The sequence below is a fragment of the Escherichia sp. WS33 genome, from assembly GCF_046486385.1.
Lineage (GTDB): Bacteria > Pseudomonadota > Gammaproteobacteria > Enterobacterales > Enterobacteriaceae > ECMA0423.
Window position 1 is genome coordinate 51861 of sequence record NZ_JBJQLJ010000024.1, and the last position, 17469, is coordinate 69329.

15 protein-coding genes, 1 rRNA gene and 1 pseudogene are annotated in these 17469 nt (G+C 49.7%); 8 read left to right on the forward strand and 9 right to left on the reverse strand.

Annotated features, from left to right (window positions below; genetic code table 11):
• Positions 1–135: 135 nt before the first annotated feature.
• From glnA to ACJHXA_RS18005, 4 genes are all read left to right on the forward strand, one after another.
• On the forward strand, positions 136–1545 hold the full coding sequence (gene glnA / locus ACJHXA_RS17990) for a glutamate--ammonia ligase (RefSeq protein WP_001271717.1): 1410 nt from the start codon (positions 136–138) through the stop codon (positions 1543–1545).
• A gap of 318 nt (positions 1546–1863) precedes the next feature.
• Positions 1864–2913 (forward strand): nitrogen regulation protein NR(II), encoded by a 1050-nt coding sequence (glnL, locus tag ACJHXA_RS17995; RefSeq protein WP_000190577.1) that lies wholly within the window; start codon positions 1864–1866, stop codon positions 2911–2913.
• 11 nt (positions 2914–2924) lie between these two features.
• The gene (glnG, locus tag ACJHXA_RS18000) at positions 2925–4334 is read left to right on the forward strand and encodes a nitrogen regulation protein NR(I) (RefSeq protein WP_001188777.1); all 1410 of its coding nucleotides are present in this window, start codon (positions 2925–2927) and stop codon (positions 4332–4334) included.
• Between the two features lie 111 nt (positions 4335–4445).
• A complete protein-coding gene (locus tag ACJHXA_RS18005) occupies positions 4446–4556 on the forward strand; it encodes a YshB family small membrane protein (protein WP_000893994.1) in 111 nt (36 codons plus the stop codon).
• A gap of 189 nt (positions 4557–4745) precedes the next feature.
• Here ACJHXA_RS18005 and hemN read toward each other — a convergent pair whose 3' ends face one another.
• The 3 genes and pseudogenes from hemN to ACJHXA_RS18020 form a co-directional block, all read right to left on the reverse strand.
• Entirely contained in the window at positions 4746–6119 is a 1374-nt protein-coding gene (gene hemN, locus ACJHXA_RS18010) for an oxygen-independent coproporphyrinogen III oxidase (protein WP_000116090.1), read from the reverse strand.
• A gap of 188 nt (positions 6120–6307) precedes the next feature.
• Positions 6308–6817, reverse strand: a complete 510-nt coding sequence (gene yihI / locus ACJHXA_RS18015) for a Der GTPase-activating protein YihI (RefSeq protein ID WP_001295266.1) — start codon at positions 6815–6817, stop codon at positions 6308–6310.
• Positions 6818–6935: 118 nt separating this feature from the next.
• Positions 6936–7102 (reverse strand): annotated as a pseudogene (locus ACJHXA_RS18020) (hypothetical protein).
• 296 nt (positions 7103–7398) lie between these two features.
• Here ACJHXA_RS18020 and yihA point away from each other — a divergent pair.
• Complete coding sequence (gene yihA, locus ACJHXA_RS18025) at positions 7399–8031, forward strand: ribosome biogenesis GTP-binding protein YihA/YsxC (RefSeq protein ID WP_000183349.1); 633 nt, start codon at positions 7399–7401, stop codon at positions 8029–8031.
• A gap of 381 nt (positions 8032–8412) precedes the next feature.
• Here yihA and polA read toward each other — a convergent pair whose 3' ends face one another.
• Complete coding sequence (polA, locus tag ACJHXA_RS18030; protein WP_000250006.1) at positions 8413–11199, reverse strand: DNA polymerase I; 2787 nt, start codon at positions 11197–11199, stop codon at positions 8413–8415.
• Positions 11200–11562: 363 nt separating this feature from the next.
• Here polA and ACJHXA_RS18035 point away from each other — a divergent pair, with 363 nt between their 5' ends.
• Positions 11563–12495: an acyltransferase gene (locus ACJHXA_RS18035; RefSeq protein ID WP_001303740.1), complete on the forward strand. Its 933-nt coding sequence runs from the start codon at positions 11563–11565 to the stop codon at positions 12493–12495.
• A 40-nt stretch (positions 12496–12535) separates the two neighbouring features.
• On the opposite strand, the gene ACJHXA_RS18040 is transcribed toward ACJHXA_RS18035, so the two are convergent.
• The 4 genes from ACJHXA_RS18040 to ACJHXA_RS18055 form a co-directional block, all read right to left on the reverse strand.
• Positions 12536–13966, reverse strand: coding sequence for a YdgA family protein (locus tag ACJHXA_RS18040; RefSeq protein ID WP_001338628.1), 1431 nt, complete (start codon positions 13964–13966; stop codon positions 12536–12538).
• 154 nt (positions 13967–14120) lie between these two features.
• A complete protein-coding gene (gene dsbA, locus ACJHXA_RS18045; protein WP_000725337.1) occupies positions 14121–14747 on the reverse strand; it encodes a thiol:disulfide interchange protein DsbA in 627 nt (208 codons plus the stop codon).
• A 16-nt stretch (positions 14748–14763) separates the two neighbouring features.
• Complete coding sequence (gene srkA / locus ACJHXA_RS18050; RefSeq protein WP_001065519.1) at positions 14764–15750, reverse strand: stress response kinase SrkA; 987 nt, start codon at positions 15748–15750, stop codon at positions 14764–14766.
• 76 nt (positions 15751–15826) lie between these two features.
• Positions 15827–16096, reverse strand: a complete 270-nt coding sequence (locus ACJHXA_RS18055) for a YihD family protein (RefSeq protein WP_001295263.1) — start codon at positions 16094–16096, stop codon at positions 15827–15829.
• A gap of 69 nt (positions 16097–16165) precedes the next feature.
• Here ACJHXA_RS18055 and mobA point away from each other — a divergent pair, with 69 nt between their 5' ends.
• Positions 16166–16750 carry a molybdenum cofactor guanylyltransferase MobA gene (gene mobA / locus ACJHXA_RS18060; RefSeq protein ID WP_001052174.1) on the forward strand — a complete coding sequence of 195 codons (585 nt, stop codon included), beginning with the start codon at positions 16166–16168 and terminating at the stop codon, positions 16748–16750.
• On the forward strand, positions 16732–17259 hold the full coding sequence (mobB, locus tag ACJHXA_RS18065; protein WP_000907641.1) for a molybdopterin-guanine dinucleotide biosynthesis protein MobB: 528 nt from the start codon (positions 16732–16734) through the stop codon (positions 17257–17259). Before mobA ends, mobB begins: the two co-directional genes overlap by 19 nt.
• Positions 17260–17362: 103 nt before the next feature.
• Here mobB and rrf read toward each other — a convergent pair.
• Positions 17363–17469: ribosomal RNA gene (gene rrf / locus ACJHXA_RS18070) — 5S ribosomal RNA — on the reverse strand; the annotation flags it as partial.

Consider the following 17469-nt stretch of genomic DNA (forward strand, 5'->3'; position numbering starts at 1 on the left):
GCGCATGATAACGCCTTTTAGGGGCAATTTAAAAGTTGGCACAGATTTCGCTTTATCTTTTTTACGGCGACACGGCCAAAATAATTGCAGATTTCGTTACCACGACGACCATGACCAATCCAGGAGAGTTAAAGTATGTCCGCTGAACACGTACTGACGATGCTGAACGAGCACGAAGTGAAGTTTGTTGATTTGCGCTTCACCGATACTAAAGGTAAAGAACAGCACGTCACTATCCCTGCTCATCAGGTGAATGCTGAATTCTTCGAAGAAGGCAAAATGTTTGACGGCTCCTCGATTGGCGGCTGGAAAGGCATTAACGAGTCCGACATGGTGCTGATGCCAGACGCATCCACCGCAGTGATTGACCCGTTCTTCGCCGACTCCACCCTGATTATCCGTTGCGACATCCTTGAACCTGGCACCCTGCAAGGCTATGACCGTGACCCGCGCTCCATTGCGAAGCGCGCCGAAGATTACCTGCGTTCCACTGGCATTGCCGACACCGTACTGTTCGGGCCAGAACCTGAATTCTTCCTGTTCGATGACATCCGTTTCGGATCATCTATCTCCGGTTCCCACGTTGCTATCGACGATATCGAAGGCGCATGGAACTCCTCCACCCAATACGAAGGTGGTAACAAAGGTCACCGTCCGGCAGTGAAAGGCGGTTACTTCCCGGTTCCACCGGTAGACTCGGCTCAGGATATTCGTTCTGAAATGTGTCTGGTGATGGAACAGATGGGTCTGGTGGTTGAAGCCCATCACCACGAAGTAGCGACTGCTGGTCAGAACGAAGTGGCTACCCGCTTCAATACCATGACCAAAAAAGCTGACGAAATTCAGATCTACAAATATGTTGTGCACAACGTAGCGCACCGCTTCGGTAAAACCGCGACCTTTATGCCAAAACCGATGTTCGGTGATAACGGCTCCGGTATGCACTGCCACATGTCTCTGTCTAAAAACGGCGTTAACCTGTTCGCAGGCGACAAATACGCAGGTCTGTCTGAGCAGGCGCTGTACTACATTGGCGGCGTAATCAAACACGCTAAAGCGATTAACGCCCTGGCAAACCCGACCACCAACTCTTATAAGCGTCTGGTCCCGGGCTATGAAGCACCGGTAATGCTGGCTTACTCTGCGCGTAACCGTTCTGCGTCTATCCGTATTCCGGTGGTTTCTTCTCCGAAAGCACGTCGTATCGAAGTACGTTTCCCGGATCCGGCAGCTAACCCGTACCTGTGCTTTGCTGCCCTGCTGATGGCCGGTCTTGATGGTATCAAGAACAAGATCCATCCGGGCGAAGCCATGGACAAAAACCTGTATGACCTGCCGCCAGAAGAAGCGAAAGAGATCCCACAGGTTGCAGGCTCTCTGGAAGAAGCACTGAACGAACTGGATCTGGACCGCGAGTTCCTGAAAGCCGGTGGCGTGTTCACTGACGAAGCAATTGATGCGTACATCGCTCTGCGTCGCGAAGAAGATGACCGCGTGCGTATGACTCCGCATCCGGTAGAGTTTGAGCTGTACTACAGCGTCTAATAGTTGAAGTTGTACTACCCGGCGCAACAACGCCGGAGGTTCAAACCAGGCCCATCTGGCGTAATTGTTGCAGCCAGTTTGAACACGGACAGCGCGCAGAACCCGGAGCGTACACTGGTACGTGAGGAGTTCGAGCACTGCCCAGGTTCAAAATGGCAAATAAAATAGCCTGATGGGACTGGTTTTTAGTTGCCGTGGAAATTTCAGCCCATCTCTGCATGGGCTTTTTTCTCCGTCAATTCTCTGATGCTTCGCGCTTTTTATCCGTAAAAAGCTATAATGCACTAAAATGGTGCAACCTGTTCAGGAGACTGCTTTATGGCAACAGGCACGCAGCCCGATGCTGGGCAGATCCTCAACTCGCTGATTAACAGTATTTTGTTAATCGATGACAACCTGGCGATCCATTACGCCAACCCTGCCGCGCAACAACTGCTCGCCCAAAGCTCCCGCAAATTGTTTGGTACACCGTTACCGGAACTGTTGAGCTACTTCTCATTAAATATCGAGCTGATGCAAGAAAGTCTGGAGGCGGGGCAAGGTTTTACCGATAACGAAGTGACGCTGGTCATCGACGGGCGCTCGCATATCCTTTCTGTGACGGCCCAGCGTATGCCGGACGGCATGATCCTGCTGGAGATGGCTCCGATGGATAACCAGCGCCGCTTAAGTCAGGAACAGCTACAGCACGCCCAGCAGGTTGCTGCCCGTGATTTAGTGCGCGGCCTGGCACATGAGATTAAAAATCCGCTTGGCGGTTTACGTGGCGCGGCGCAGCTGCTCAGCAAAGCGTTACCTGACCCATCACTACTCGAATATACCAAAGTGATTATCGAACAGGCGGACCGGCTGCGAAATCTGGTCGACCGTCTGTTGGGGCCGCAGCTGCCCGGTACGCGCGTTACCGAAAGTATTCACAAAGTGGCTGAACGCGTGGTAACGCTGGTGTCGATGGAACTGCCGGACAACGTGCGGTTGATTCGTGATTACGATCCCAGCCTGCCGGAACTGGCGCACGACCCGGATCAAATTGAACAGGTCTTGCTGAATATTGTGCGCAATGCGCTACAGGCGCTGGGGCCGGAAGGCGGTGAAATCATTCTGCGTACCCGCACCGCGTTTCAACTGACCTTACACGGCGAGCGCTACCGGCTGGCGGCGCGGATTGATGTGGAAGATAACGGGCCGGGCATTCCGCCTCATTTGCAGGATACGCTGTTTTACCCGATGGTCAGCGGCCGCGAAGGTGGCACCGGGCTTGGCTTATCCATCGCTCGTAATTTGATTGATCAGCATTCAGGCAAAATTGAATTTACCAGTTGGCCAGGGCATACCGAGTTCTCGGTTTACCTGCCTATCAGGAAATAAAGGTGACGTTTATGCAACGAGGGATAGTCTGGGTAGTCGATGACGATAGTTCCATCCGTTGGGTGCTTGAACGTGCGCTCGCTGGGGCAGGTTTAACCTGTACGACGTTTGAGAACGGCGCAGAAGTGCTGGAGGCGCTGGCGAGCAAAACGCCGGATGTGCTGCTTTCAGATATCCGTATGCCGGGAATGGACGGGCTGGCGCTGCTCAAGCAGATTAAACAGCGCCATCCAATGCTTCCGGTCATCATTATGACCGCACATTCCGATCTGGATGCTGCCGTCAGCGCCTATCAACAAGGGGCGTTTGATTATCTGCCCAAACCGTTTGATATCGACGAAGCAGTGGCGCTGGTTGAGCGCGCTATCAGTCATTACCAGGAACAGCAGCAGCCGCGTAATGTTCAGCTTAACGGCCCAACGACCGATATCATCGGCGAAGCGCCAGCCATGCAGGACGTGTTCCGTATTATCGGTCGGCTTTCGCGTTCTTCTATTAGCGTGCTGATTAACGGCGAATCCGGCACCGGTAAAGAACTGGTCGCTCATGCCCTGCATCGCCACAGTCCGCGCGCCAAAGCGCCGTTTATCGCGCTGAATATGGCAGCTATCCCAAAAGATTTGATCGAATCAGAACTGTTTGGCCACGAGAAAGGCGCGTTTACTGGCGCGAATACCATTCGTCAGGGGCGTTTTGAACAGGCCGATGGCGGTACATTATTCCTCGACGAAATTGGTGATATGCCGCTGGATGTGCAGACGCGTTTGCTGCGCGTGCTGGCAGACGGTCAGTTTTACCGCGTTGGCGGCTATGCGCCGGTGAAAGTGGATGTGCGGATTATCGCTGCCACTCACCAGAATCTCGAACAGCGAGTGCAGGAAGGTAAGTTCCGTGAGGATCTGTTCCACCGCCTGAACGTTATCCGCGTTCATCTGCCGCCGCTGCGCGAACGTCGGGAAGATATTCCCCGTCTGGCGCGCCATTTTTTACAGGTTGCCGCGCGCGAACTGGGCGTAGAAGCGAAGTTACTGCATCCGGAAACCGAAGCTGCTCTGACGCGTCTGGCGTGGCCAGGCAACGTGCGCCAGCTGGAAAACACCTGCCGCTGGCTAACGGTGATGGCCGCCGGGCAGGAAGTGTTGATTCAGGATTTGCCCGGCGAACTGTTTGAATCAACGGTTGCGGAGAGTACTTCGCAAATGCAACCGGACAGCTGGGCGACGCTTCTTGCGCAGTGGGCAGACAGAGCGCTGCGTTCCGGTCATCAAAATCTGCTTTCCGAAGCGCAGCCAGAGCTGGAGCGGACGTTACTGACGACCGCGTTGCGACATACGCAGGGGCATAAACAGGAAGCGGCGCGGCTACTCGGCTGGGGCCGCAACACCCTGACGCGTAAGTTAAAAGAGCTGGGGATGGAGTGATTCACAGCTTGTGTGTAAAGATTGATTATTGAGCGCAAATTGCTGGTATTTTACGCTTTACTGTTCCGATAAGTTCAGTATGATCTTGCCCGGAAAACGGGGAGAGTCATTATGCTGGAATCAATAATTAATCTGGTATCGAGTGGCGCAGTTGACAGCCACACACCGCAAACTGCCGTTGCTGCCGTGCTGTGTGCCGCAATGATTGGGCTGTTTAGTTGAGTTTCAGATTGCTGATGAAGTGCTCTTTGTTCATGCCGGATGCGGCGTGAACGCCTTATCCGGCCTACAAAAGCAATATTTTCAACAGGTTTTGTAGGCCTGATAAGCGTAGCGCATCAGGCAATCTTGTTCTCAGCACATTGATGGCGCTTTCGTTTTCTACTTTGTAAACGAAGCGCCATTCACTATTTAAATCACCCGTGAGAACTGCTGCATCCGCGCTTTCTGGCGCAGATAGGTATCAAAGCACATGCAAATGTTGCGGATCAGCAAGCGACCTTTCGCCGTCACCTGTATTCCCTTCTCATCCACATCCACCAGCCCATCTTTTGCTAACGGGGCGAGCAGCTTGAGATCTTCCGCAAAGTAATCAGCGAAGTGCAAATCCCACTGTTTCTCAATAGGAGCGTAATCCAGACGGAAGTTGCAGATGAGCGACTTAATCACATCGCGGCGAATACAGTCATCACGCGTTAGCGCAATACCACGCCACAGCGCATTGCCTTGTTCATCCACTTGCTGATAGTACTGCTTCAACTCTTTCTGGTTCTGCGCGTAGCAGTCGCCAATCATGCTGATGGCGGAAACGCCCATCCCCAGCAGATCGGTATCGCCCTGAGTGGTGTAGCCCTGGAAGTTACGATGCAGCACGCCTTCACGCTGGGCCACCGCCAGCTCGTCATCCGGACGGGCAAAGTGATCCATACCGATAAACTGATAGCCCGATTGCGTCAGGAAGGCGATGGTTTCCTGCAGGATATCGAGTTTTTGCTGCGGACTCGGCAGGTCAGCATCTTTGATTTTGCGCTGAGCAGCAAAAATGGTCGGCAGATGCGCGTAGTTAAAGACACTCAGACGATCGGGGTTCAGCTCCGCCACACGTTTCAGGGTAAAGGCGAAACTCTCCGGCGTCTGTTTCGGCAGGCCGTAAATCAGGTCGATGTTGGTGGAGGTAAAACCAATCTCACGCGCATGGTTAAGCAGTGCAAAGATGAACTCTTCATCCTGCTCGCGGTTAACCAGACGTTGCACTTCTTTGTTGAAGTCCTGCACGCCCATGCTCAGGCGATTAAAGCCTTCGGCGCGTAAATGATCGAGTACATCCAGTTCGATTTCCCGCGGATCGACTTCGATCGAAATCTCCGCATCGGCATTGAACTGGAAGTTTTCGCGCAGCAGCTTCATCAGGCGGCTGATTTGCGCTTTATTCAGATACGTCGGCGTTCCGCCGCCCCAGTGCAATTGGCTGACGTGACGCCCGGCGAACAGCGGTGCACGATGGACGATTTCTTGCTCCAGCGCGTCCAGATACTGATCGGCCTTGTGCTGCTGGCGAGTAACAATCTTATTGCAACCGCAGAAGTAACAAAGCTTATGGCAGAACGGGATATGTACGTAGAGAGATAATGGACGCTCAGGATAGCGCGCCACGGCTTGTAAAAACGCCTGTTCGCCGAAGTCTTCTGAAAACTCCAGCGCGGTCGGGTACGAGGTGTATCGTGGCCCGGAATAGTTATATTTCTGGATCAGGGCCAGATCCCAGTCGATTTGCTGTACAGACATGCTCACTCCTTCCGATGGCGTCTCTGGCGGCTACGGCGTACCGGCGGATGCCCGTTTCGGGTCATCAGCCGGTTGCGCAGCCACTTTTGTCGCCGCGACAACCGCTGTAGTTTAACGAATAACCACACCAGATAACATATAACCGGAAGGGTTATCAGCAGAACGGGAAGGCCCACGGCGGCAATCCGTTAGTTGCCCCGCAGCAGACGCATCATGTCTTCTTGCTTCTCGTCTTCTTCCTCTTCTTCGTCATCGTCATAAGAGAGGCCGAGTTTCTGCATCAACTCATCAATACGATCCAGTTTAGCATCCACCCAGGATTGCTCTTCGGCACTCAGGGTTTCGCCTGCTTCCAGACGTTCCAGCAGCGCATCCAGACGCTCATCCGTTTCCAGTAATTCCAACTCCGCCTGCGGTGAAAGCATAGGTTTCTCACTCTTCGGTTTGTGCTGTTTGGTGACTTTTTCAGTCACGCCCAATGGAATAGGGGTTTTACTGCCAATACGTGGATCTTTTGGTGCGTTCTGGCCTTTGCTGCCTGACGTGGTGTTTCCGCCCGCTGCGCGGCTGCCCGGCGCATGACCACGACGTTTTTTCTGACGCTTGCGATCACGAGCTTCCTGATCCAGCTCCTCGCGTGTTTTTCGACGCGCTTTTGCATGACCTTTGCTGCGTGAGTTTGAAGATGATGGTTTCATAATGGTTCGTCTTTTAGCCGTTTTATTCAGTATAGATTTGCGGCGGAATCTAACAGAAAGCAAGCAAAGAAAAAAGGCGACAGATTACTCTGTCGCCTTTTTTCCTGACTCATAACCCTTAACGGGTCTTACAATCCTTGCAGGCCGCCAACACACCCTGTTTTTCCTTTAGCCGGAACAATCCGTGTTGATTCCATTTCCGTTTAATTACGTCTCCGGACGTTTGTCTTCCTGACAATCCTCTGTCTTCGCCTCCTGGCGCTCCTGACCCTCATCCTGAGTCATTGTTCCTGTTAGCGTCCTCGCTCTATGGGTGCTACTTTACGCCTTTGCTTTAAACAAACAATCAACCGCCATCAGTATTTGCACATTTTCAGAGTTTTATATAAAAGCAATTCACTGATTTATATAGCTTATTTGACATGCATCGCAGAATTTTCTCTGCTATTTCGCATAAAGACTATCGGCAATGTCTCACAAAGCGTATGGCTTTTACTTACAACGCTCACGCCGAAAAATCCGCCTTTTATTATGGTTCAGGTATAATCGCCACAAAGCTTTGACTGACGGAGACGACCGCTTTGACTAATTTGAATTATCAACAGACGCATTTTGTGATGAGTGCGCCTGATATTCGCCACCTACCTTCCGATACCGGAATTGAAGTGGCTTTTGCAGGCCGTTCCAACGCAGGTAAATCCAGCGCGCTGAACACGCTGACTAACCAGAAAAGCCTGGCTCGTACCTCAAAAACCCCAGGGCGCACCCAGCTTATCAACCTGTTTGAAGTGGCTGACGGCAAGCGTCTGGTTGACTTGCCTGGGTACGGTTATGCGGAAGTCCCGGAAGAGATGAAGCGCAAATGGCAGCGTGCGCTCGGCGAATACCTCGAAAAACGTCAGAGCCTGCAAGGTCTGGTGGTGCTAATGGATATTCGCCATCCGCTGAAAGATTTGGATCAGCAGATGATTGAGTGGGCGGTAGACAGCAATATCGCCGTTCTGGTGCTGCTGACCAAAGCGGACAAACTGGCAAGCGGCGCACGTAAAGCGCAATTGAATATGGTGCGTGAAGCTGTACTGGCGTTTAACGGTGATGTGCAGGTTGAAACGTTTTCTTCGTTGAAGAAACAAGGCGTGGACAAGCTGCGGCAGAAACTGGATACCTGGTTTAGCGAGATGCAGCCTGTAGAAGAAACGCAGGACGGCGAATAATTTTCTTGCCTTAATGCTTGTGCCGGATGTGGCGTATCCGGCCCGTAAATTCAATAGATTACAATTCTACCGTTGGCCTGATAAACATAGCGCATCAGGCATTACGGATCTTTTCTTTCGCCCAATAAAAAACGCCCCAGTCATTACTGACTGGGGCGGCTAAAATATTCAGCCAAATCCGATTACGTGAAGTAAAAGGTCTGAAAGATAGAACATCTTACCTCTGTACCCTACGCGACTAACTTTACTCTTTTTTGTTCAGTTCAGAAAGCACTTTTTGTAATTTTTTTTCAGTTGTTGCATAGGAATTTCTAATAGCCATCACAAAACGTGACAGCTTATGTTGCTTACTTACGAAAAAAGGGCATGTTCAGGCGAATCTTAGTGCGCCTGATCCCAGTTTTCGCCACTCCCCACTTCCACCAGCAACGGCACATCCAGACGGGTACAGTTTTCCATCAGTTGATGAATCTGCTTCGCGACGGCATCAACATCATCTTTATGAACTTCAAATACCAGTTCATCGTGTACCTGCATGATCATACGTACACGCGGTTGCTCAGCCTGTAACCACGCATCAACGGCAATCATCGCCCGTTTGATAATGTCGGCGGCGGTTCCCTGCATTGGCGCGTTAATGGCTGCACGTTCAGCCGCTGCACGACGAGCACCATTGCTGGATTTGATATCCGGCAGATACAGACGGCGTCCGTCCAGCGTTTCAACGTAGCCCTGCTCTTTCGCCTGAGCACGGGTGCGTTCCATATACTCCAGCACGCCAGGGTAGCGTTCGAAGTAAAGGTCCATGTACTTCTGCGCTTCTTTACGTGGAATGTTCAATTGCCGCGCCAGACCGAAAGCACTCATGCCATAAATCAGACCAAAGTTGATCGCTTTCGCGCTACGGCGTTGCTCGCTGGTGACGGTTTCCAGTGGCAAACCAAACACTTCTGCCGCCGTTGCCCGGTGGATATCTTTTCCTTCCGCGAATGCGGTCAGCAAGCCTTTGTCACGCGAGAGATGCGCCATAATGCGCAGTTCAATCTGCGAGTAGTCCGCTGAGACAATCACATAATCCTCTGGCGCAATAAACGCCTGGCGGATACGACGACCTTCTTCGTTACGCACCGGAATGTTTTGCAGGTTAGGATCGGTTGACGATAAACGTCCCGTTGCAGTTACTGCCTGGTGATAAGAGGTATGCACACGCCCGGTTTTCGGGTTGATCATCAGCGGCAGCTTGTCGGTGTAGGTCGATTTCAGCTTCGCCAGACCACGATACTCCAGAATCACTTTTGGCAACGGATAGTCCAGCGCCAGTTCTTCCAGTACCTCTTCCGACGTTGACGGCGCGCCACCCGGCGTTTTCTTCAGCGGTTTAATACCCTGTTTTTCAAACAGAATGGTTTGCAACTGCTTGGTGGAAGAAAGGTTAAATTCTTCACCTGCAATTTCATGCGCTTTCTTTTCCAGCTCAGCCAGACGCAAGGTGAGCTCTTCAGAATGATTGTGCAGCACTTTCGGATCGATCTTCACACCGTTACGTTCAATGCGTGAAAGCACCGGCACCAGCGGCATTTCGATATTCTCGAAGACGTTCAACGGCCCTTTGTGTTTTTGCAGGTCCGGCCACATTTTCAGATGCAACTGCAAGGTGACATCAGCATCTTCGGCGGCGTAACGTCCGGCCTCTTCGAGGGCAATCTGGTTAAAGGTCAGTTGATTTTTGCCTTTACCCGCAATCTCTTCAAAAGTGATGGTTTTGTGCTTCAACCAACGTTCCGCGAGGCTGTCCATATCGTGACGCCCGGCAACGCTATTGAGAATGTAGGACTCCAGCATGGTATCAAACGCAATCCCACGCAGCTCAATGCCGTAATTCGCCAGAATACCGCGATCGTATTTCAGGTTTTGCCCGACCTTCAGCGCCTTTTCATCTTCCAGCAGCGGTTTTAGCAACTCGAGTGCACGCTCGCGAGAGATTTGATCGGGCGCATCAAGATAATCATGAGCAACCGGAATATATGCCGCTACGCCTGGCTCGATAGCAAAAGAAAGCCCGACCAGGTTAGCAGAGATGTTATCAAGGCTGTCGGTTTCGGTATCAAATGCAAATACCGGCGCTTTTTCCAGCTTCGCAATCCACGCTTTCAGTGTTTCTTCATCAAGGATGGTGACGTAGTTGTCATAAGAAATCACCGTTGCCGTCACTTCTGGCGCTTCGTCTGCAACACTGGTTTCCTGCGGCTTCGCGGCTGGTTTTGCCCCTTTGGCCTGTAACCATTTGCCCGCTTCGACATCAGCAGTCCAGCGTTTGAACTCATACTTTTTGAACAGCCCCAACAACTCTTCCGCTGCCGGTTGCTGCACTTCCAGTTGTTCACAGGTCAGCTCCAGTTCAACGTCGGTTTTAATCGTCGCCAGCTGGTATGAGAGATAAGCAACTTCTTTGTTTTGCTCGAGCTTCGCTGCCATTGTTTTCGCGCCACGGAAGCTCAACCCAGCAATTTTTTCTGGCTCGGCATACAGCGTATCCAGCCCGCCAAGACCTTGCAGCAATGCCTGCGCGGTTTTTTCACCGACGCCCGGTACGCCAGGAATGTTATCGGAGGAGTCACCCATCAGCGCCAGGAAATCGATGATCAGTTCTGGCGGCACGCCGTACTTATTCACCACCTCTTCCGGTCCGAGGATGGTATTCGTCATGGTGTTGATAAGCGTAATATTTGGCGTCACCAGCTGCGCCATATCTTTATCGCCAGTGCTGATCAGCACCGGACGCCCGGCTTTTTCGGCTTCGCGCGCCAGAGTACCGATAACGTCGTCCGCTTCTACGCCAGAAACCGCCAGCAGCGGCAGTCCCATCGCTTTAACCATCGCGTGCAGGGGTTCGATTTGTGCTCGCAGATCGTCCGGCATTGGCGGGCGATGTGATTTGTAATGTTCAAACAGTTCATCACGAAAGGTTTTTCCCTTGGCGTCAAAGACCACCGCTGCATGCGTCGGTTTATATTGCATGATCAGACTGCGCAGCATGTTGAGGACACCATACATCGCACCGGTCGGCTCGCCTGCGCTGTTAGTCAGCGGGGGAAACGCGTGATATGCGCGATAAAGATAAGATGAACCATCTACAAGGATAAGTGGATTTTGGGGGATCTGAACCATAATGTCCGTGCCTGTTTATCAGATTATGGGTAAAGGATGCCACAGACAGGATGAAAACATGAGTTTTTCACCGCTTTTCGTGAAAATCTTTTGTAGATCTTCTGGATCGCTCGCAAATCGTCATGTGGATAACTTTGTGCATAAATTATTTACATCGCTTTTAATTTATTATCATGCTTTTTACAGCATGATGTTTGTCTTTGTTTTTCATGCAGTTAAAAATAAAGCCATCCCTAATAATTGAGATAATGGGATTTTTTCTAATGTGGATAGATATGAATTATTTTTCTCCTTAAGGATCATCCGTTATTTGGGTCGTTTTCTGCTAAAATCTGCGCCTTGCGCTTCTTTAGCGCACTGTCTATGGCTAACCTTTTGAATAAATTCATTATGACGAGAATACTCGCTGCGATAACCCTTTTGCTGAGTATCGTATTGACCATTTTGGTCACTATTTTTTGTTCCGTCCCGATCATCATTGCCGGGATTGTAAAACTATTGCTACCTGTGCCAGTCATTTGGCGAAAGGTTTCGCGTTTTTGTGATTTTATGATGTATTGCTGGTGTGAAGGTCTGGCGGTATTACTGCATCTGAACCCACACCTGCAATGGGAAGTTCACGGGCTGGAAGGGTTAAGTAAGAAGAACTGGTATCTGCTTATTTGTAACCACCGTAGTTGGGCAGATATTGTCGTACTGTGCGTGCTGTTTCGTAAGCACATTCCGATGAATAAATATTTCCTCAAGCAACAGCTGGCCTGGGTGCCATTTCTTGGCCTGGCGTGCTGGGCGCTGGATATGCCGTTTATGAAGCGTTATTCCCGCGCTTATTTATTACGTCATCCAGAGCGACGTGGTAAAGATGTTGAAACCACTCGGCGTTCTTGTGAAAAGTTTCGCCTGCATCCCACCACCATTGTCAATTTCGTTGAAGGCTCCCGTTTCACGCAAGAAAAACATCAGCAAACCCACTCCACTTTTCAAAACTTGTTGCCACCAAAGGCGGCAGGCATTGCGATGGCGCTAAATGTACTGGGTAAACAATTCGATAAACTGCTTAATGTTACGCTGTGTTATCCGGACAATAACCGTCAGCCGTTCTTCGATATGTTAAGCGGTAAACTGACGCGGATTGTCGTACATGTGGATTTACAGCCTATTGCCGATGAGTTACATGGCGACTACATCAATGACAAAAGCTTTAAGCGCCATTTTCAGCAATGGCTGAACTCATTGTGGCAGGAAAAAGACCGGCTTCTGACGTCGTTGATGTCATCACAGCGGCAGGACAAGTAAATTTTGCTCGCCTCTGAATGAGCAGAGGCGAGTGAGTATTTTAATGAACAAAACGTCCGGCACGAGACATAAATTCTTCTTCGCTCATCTCCTGTCCGTTAAAAACAACTTTACCCGGTGTATAACGCAGTTGCAGCGAGGCGGTATTGTTGTCAATCGTGATTAACTGAAACATCTGACCTAAGGTCATCATCCCGCTGATTTGTTTATCAGCCCGCTTTTGCGCTTTTTCCGCATCCATTCCTTCAGATAAATTAAGCTGTTTTGCGGTTTCTGTGGCGACATTAAGCGGTAACTTCACATCAAAATTGAGCGATTTAATATCTTTGTTTGTGGATGATGAAGATTTGGCTGGGTCGGCAATACTGATATCCAGATTGGCATTTAGTTCGCCGAGTGCGTTCTTCCATTTTACCGGTTGTTTAATGGTCGGCTCACTTTTTTGTAATAACGGTAAATACTCTTTGAACAATGCAGCATTCACTTCTTGCAGAGCAACTTCATCGTTTGCTAACTCAGGGTGTGCAGCAAGCTGCTTCTGCATTGCAATGTTATACTGGATGATAAATTGGCGCACCGCTGAGGGATCAATAGATTCAGCAATCAATGACCACTCACCACTACCGAGTTGCTGATTCCCTTTTGTTAACTTATCAAGTTCGTAGGTGAGATTGACATTGATATAATCTTTGTCTTTAACGCGATCCAGCATGGTTTTTGCAACGAAAGCATCGATTTGGGCAACGTCTTCCCCGTGATTGATAATGTTAATCTGATTAAATTTCGACTCGCTTTCACCAACCGGAAATTTCTTTTCTTCTAATCGCGCCAGAGAATCAATGGTAAAACTTTTTGCCGTTACTTTGTTCATTGGTGATAATTGCAGAACAATATCTTCGACTTTGCCTTCAATATCCAGGTTAGACAATGAACTACCATCACCATTAAAAGTAAACTGGCCCTCACCAAAAGAAAACTTTCCATACTCTGCAGGGGCAACATCTAATGTCGTAGAGAATGAGCCACCAAACGCGAATCGCAATGTCGCTTCCACGGGCGATTTATTTTTCGCGGCGATAAATAGCGGTTGTGTCAGTTCATTATTCACTAAGTTCACTTTTGCCGCTGCCAGTGCTGGGATGACATTACCATGCATTAACATTGTGATGGGCAACGGACCGTGCTCAACATCCACATCAAATACAACTTTCTGGCCTGGCTTGATATTGAGATCGGGTGCACCGTTATCGAATGTCATTTGCATTTGAAAACGGGAATTAAAAAAGCCTTTGTCAAAATTTTGATAACTTAACGTCATATCGTAGGCATGTTCACCTTTCTTTTTAGCATCGTTAAAATCTTTAATAAATTTTTCGACACCAGGCTGAATTTGCGTACCTGTGTACCATGTGCCACCACCCCAGATTACGGCTAACGCAACAATAACACCTGTAGCTGACTTACGTATCATATAAATATTCCCTGATAAAACAGCAAAACTTTGAATATCCACTTATGCTGAAATAATGTCCAGCGGCAGGATGCATTATCAGAATGTATTTATATTTATTAAATAATAAAAAAAGCCCGTGAATATTCACGGGCTTTATGTAATTTACATTGAATTATTTTTTCTCGGACAGATATTTCACTGTATCAGCATACTGCTGAACAAAAACATCCATATTGCTGGTATCCATACCCTGCGGATTCAGCTGATATTTACCGTTAACAAACATCGCCGGAACGCCACGCAATTGCACGTCAGCTGCAGCTTTTTCCTGCTGAGCGACCAGAGATTTCACCACGAAGCTGTTCCACGCCGCGTCGTACTCTTCACCTTTAATACCTGCGTTGATAAATACATCGCGGATATCAGAAGCAGAACGAATGGTCTGGGTTTTCTGTACGCCTTCAAACAGCGGAACAGTCACTTTGTCTTCCACGCCCAGCGCCATCGCCACAGCCCATGCCTGAGTCAGATCTTTGCCCAGGTCACCACCCATGAAGTTGACGTGGTATTTAGTCATCTTCACGCCTTCCGGCAGTTTTTTCTTCACATTATCAGAAATATGCAGAACTTCTTCAAACTGATAGCAGTGCGGGCAGAAGAAAGAGAAAAACTCCAGCACTTGCGGCGCGCCAGCTACCGGTTTTTCCAGGGTAGTGTACTGTTTACCATCTTCATACTGCGCCGCCGATGCGCTAAACGCTAAAACTAAACCAGCCAGCGCCAGCCAAATCTTTTTCATGATCTACTCTCTCCGATTAATACATAGGTGTTAATTGCAAAGGGGGTTCTTGTAGAACTTTTGCCTGTTCTATAAAAGTCGCCGTCTGTCGCAGCCAGTAATCTTCCCCGGTTAACCACGGGAAATTTTTCGGGAACGCGGGATCAGCCCAACGCCGCATTAGCCAGGCAAGATAATAAACCAAACGCATGGCGCGTAAAGGTTCAATCAGTCCGATTTCAGCGGTGTCGAACTCGCTAAATTCTTCATAAGCTTCAATAATAGTTTCCAGTTGCATCCGCTGCTCGGCTTTATCGCCATTGAGCAACATCCACAAATCCTGAACGGCTGGACCATTACGTGCATCATCCAGATCAACAAACATTGGACCATCGCGCCAGAGAATATTCCCGGCGTGGCAGTCTCCATGTAGCCGCAGAACGGTGAAATCTTCCCGCCAGTGTGCTGTAACGGCGGCAATCAGCTCATCTGTCGCTTTCAGGAATGCCGCTTTCAACCCGGAAGGTATCAGTGTAGCGTCCTCAAACAGCTTGCGTGGCTCAATGAGATATTCGTTCAAACCGATGGTCGGGCGATGGATAAAAAGCTGTTTGCGCCCCGTCTGGTGCATACGCCCTAAATAACGCCCAACCGCTTCCATCTGATCGATATTATCAGCTTCGAACTGGCGACCACCGACGCTTGGAAAAACAGCGAAATAAAATCCCTGATGATTCAATAAAGTCTGACCGTTAAAGGCCACAGGTGCTGCGACCGGAACTTCATCATTTACCAACTGCAACGCAAATTGATGTTCTTCGAGGATTTGATCGGCTGTCCAACGTTCAGGGCGATAAAATTTGACGACAAAACGTCGACGATCTTCGTCCTGAAATTGATAGACACGGTTTTCATAGCTGTTAAGCGGGGTAAGACCGGAATCCACCCGGATCCCTTGCTCAAATAGAGCATCCATGATGGTATCCGGGTGTAGTGTCTGGAAAGTAAAAGCGCTGTTGTTCATCCCATCATCCGGAAAACATTACGAATGATGAAGGATATCATTTCACGATGATTTTGGTGGCACCGCTTACAAGCTTTTACTCTTTAATTACGCCACGAGCGCGTAACAGCGCCGTTTTGAAGTCTTCTTCATAATCTTTCTGCAAACCCGGGATCACCGCATCTTTCGCGGAATCACGCATTTTCAGGTGATAGATCAGAATGTCATCCGTCAAATCCGCCAGTTCGCCGTCAAAACCTGACTCTTTCGCCAGTTTCTGCAAAAATTGCAACAGGTTAAGGTCTGGCTCTTTTTGCCAGGCTGGCTGGAGGAGTTCAATAACTTCATTCAGACGTTTACATTTCATAGTAATGCTCCTTACTCTTGAGACAGACACGTTAGCAGGGTCAATCCCACAATAAAAGAGGCGATATCGGTGAATCTGATGACGACGATAACAGGCGTTGTGCTGGCAGGCGGTAAAGCCAGACGAATGGGCGGCGTAGATAAAGGATTGCTTGAATTAAACGGCAAACCATTATGGCAACATGTCGCTGACGCGCTTATGACGCAGCTCTCTCACGTCGTGGTTAATGCCAATCGCCATCAGGAAATCTATCAGGCAAGCGGTCTGAAAGTGATTGAAGATTCACTGGCGGATTACCCAGGCCCTCTGGCAGGAATGCTTTCAGTAATGCAGCAGGAAGCAGGCGAGTGGTTTTTGTTTTGTCCGTGCGATACTCCTTATATTCCCGAGGATTTAGCAGCCCGGCTTAATCATCAGCGCAAAGATGCGCCTGTCGTGTGGGTCCACGACGGTGAACGCGATCACCCGACTATTGCTCTGGTAAACCGCGCAATTGAGCCTTTATTACTGGAATATCTGCAAGCAGGAGAACGCCGGGTAATGGCATTTATGCGTCTGGCTGGCGGTCATGCGGTTGATTTCAGCGATAATAAAGATGCATTTATTAACGTGAATACGCCAGAGGAGCTTGCCCGATGGCAGGAAAAACGATGATACCGTTACTCGCCTTTGCCGCGTGGAGTGGTACCGGAAAAACTACGCTTTTGAAACAACTGATCCCGGCATTATGCGCCAGAGGGATCCGTCCAGGGCTGATTAAGCATACGCACCATGATATGGATGTTGATAAGCCAGGCAAAGATAGCTATGAGCTGCGCAAGGCTGGCGCGGCACAAACCATCGTTGCCAGCCAGCAACGATGGGCCTTGATGACGGAAACACCAGACGAAGAAGAGCTGGATCTACAGTTTCTCGCAAGTCGAATGGATACCTCAAAGCTGGATTTGATTCTGGTCGAAGGGTTTAAGCATGAAGAGATCGCAAAGATTGTGCTGTTTCGCGATGGAGCCGGACATCGACCTGAAGAATTAGTGATAGACAGGCATGTTATTGCTGTAGCCAGTGATGTGCCGCTTAATCTTGATGTCGCATTACTGGATATTAATGATGTTGAGGGGCTGGCTGATTTTGTGGTGGAGTGGATGCAAAAGCAGAACGGATAAGCAAGAGTAGGCTGGATAAGACGCGCCAGCGTCGCATCCGGCATTTTTTTCTGCGCCAATGCAAAAAGGCCATCCTGACGGATGGCCTTCTGCTTAATTTGATGCCTGGCAGTTCCCTACTCTCGCATGGGGAGACCCCACACTACCATCGGCGCTACGGCGTTTCACTTCTGAGTTCGGCATGGGGTCAGGTGGGACCACCGCGCTACG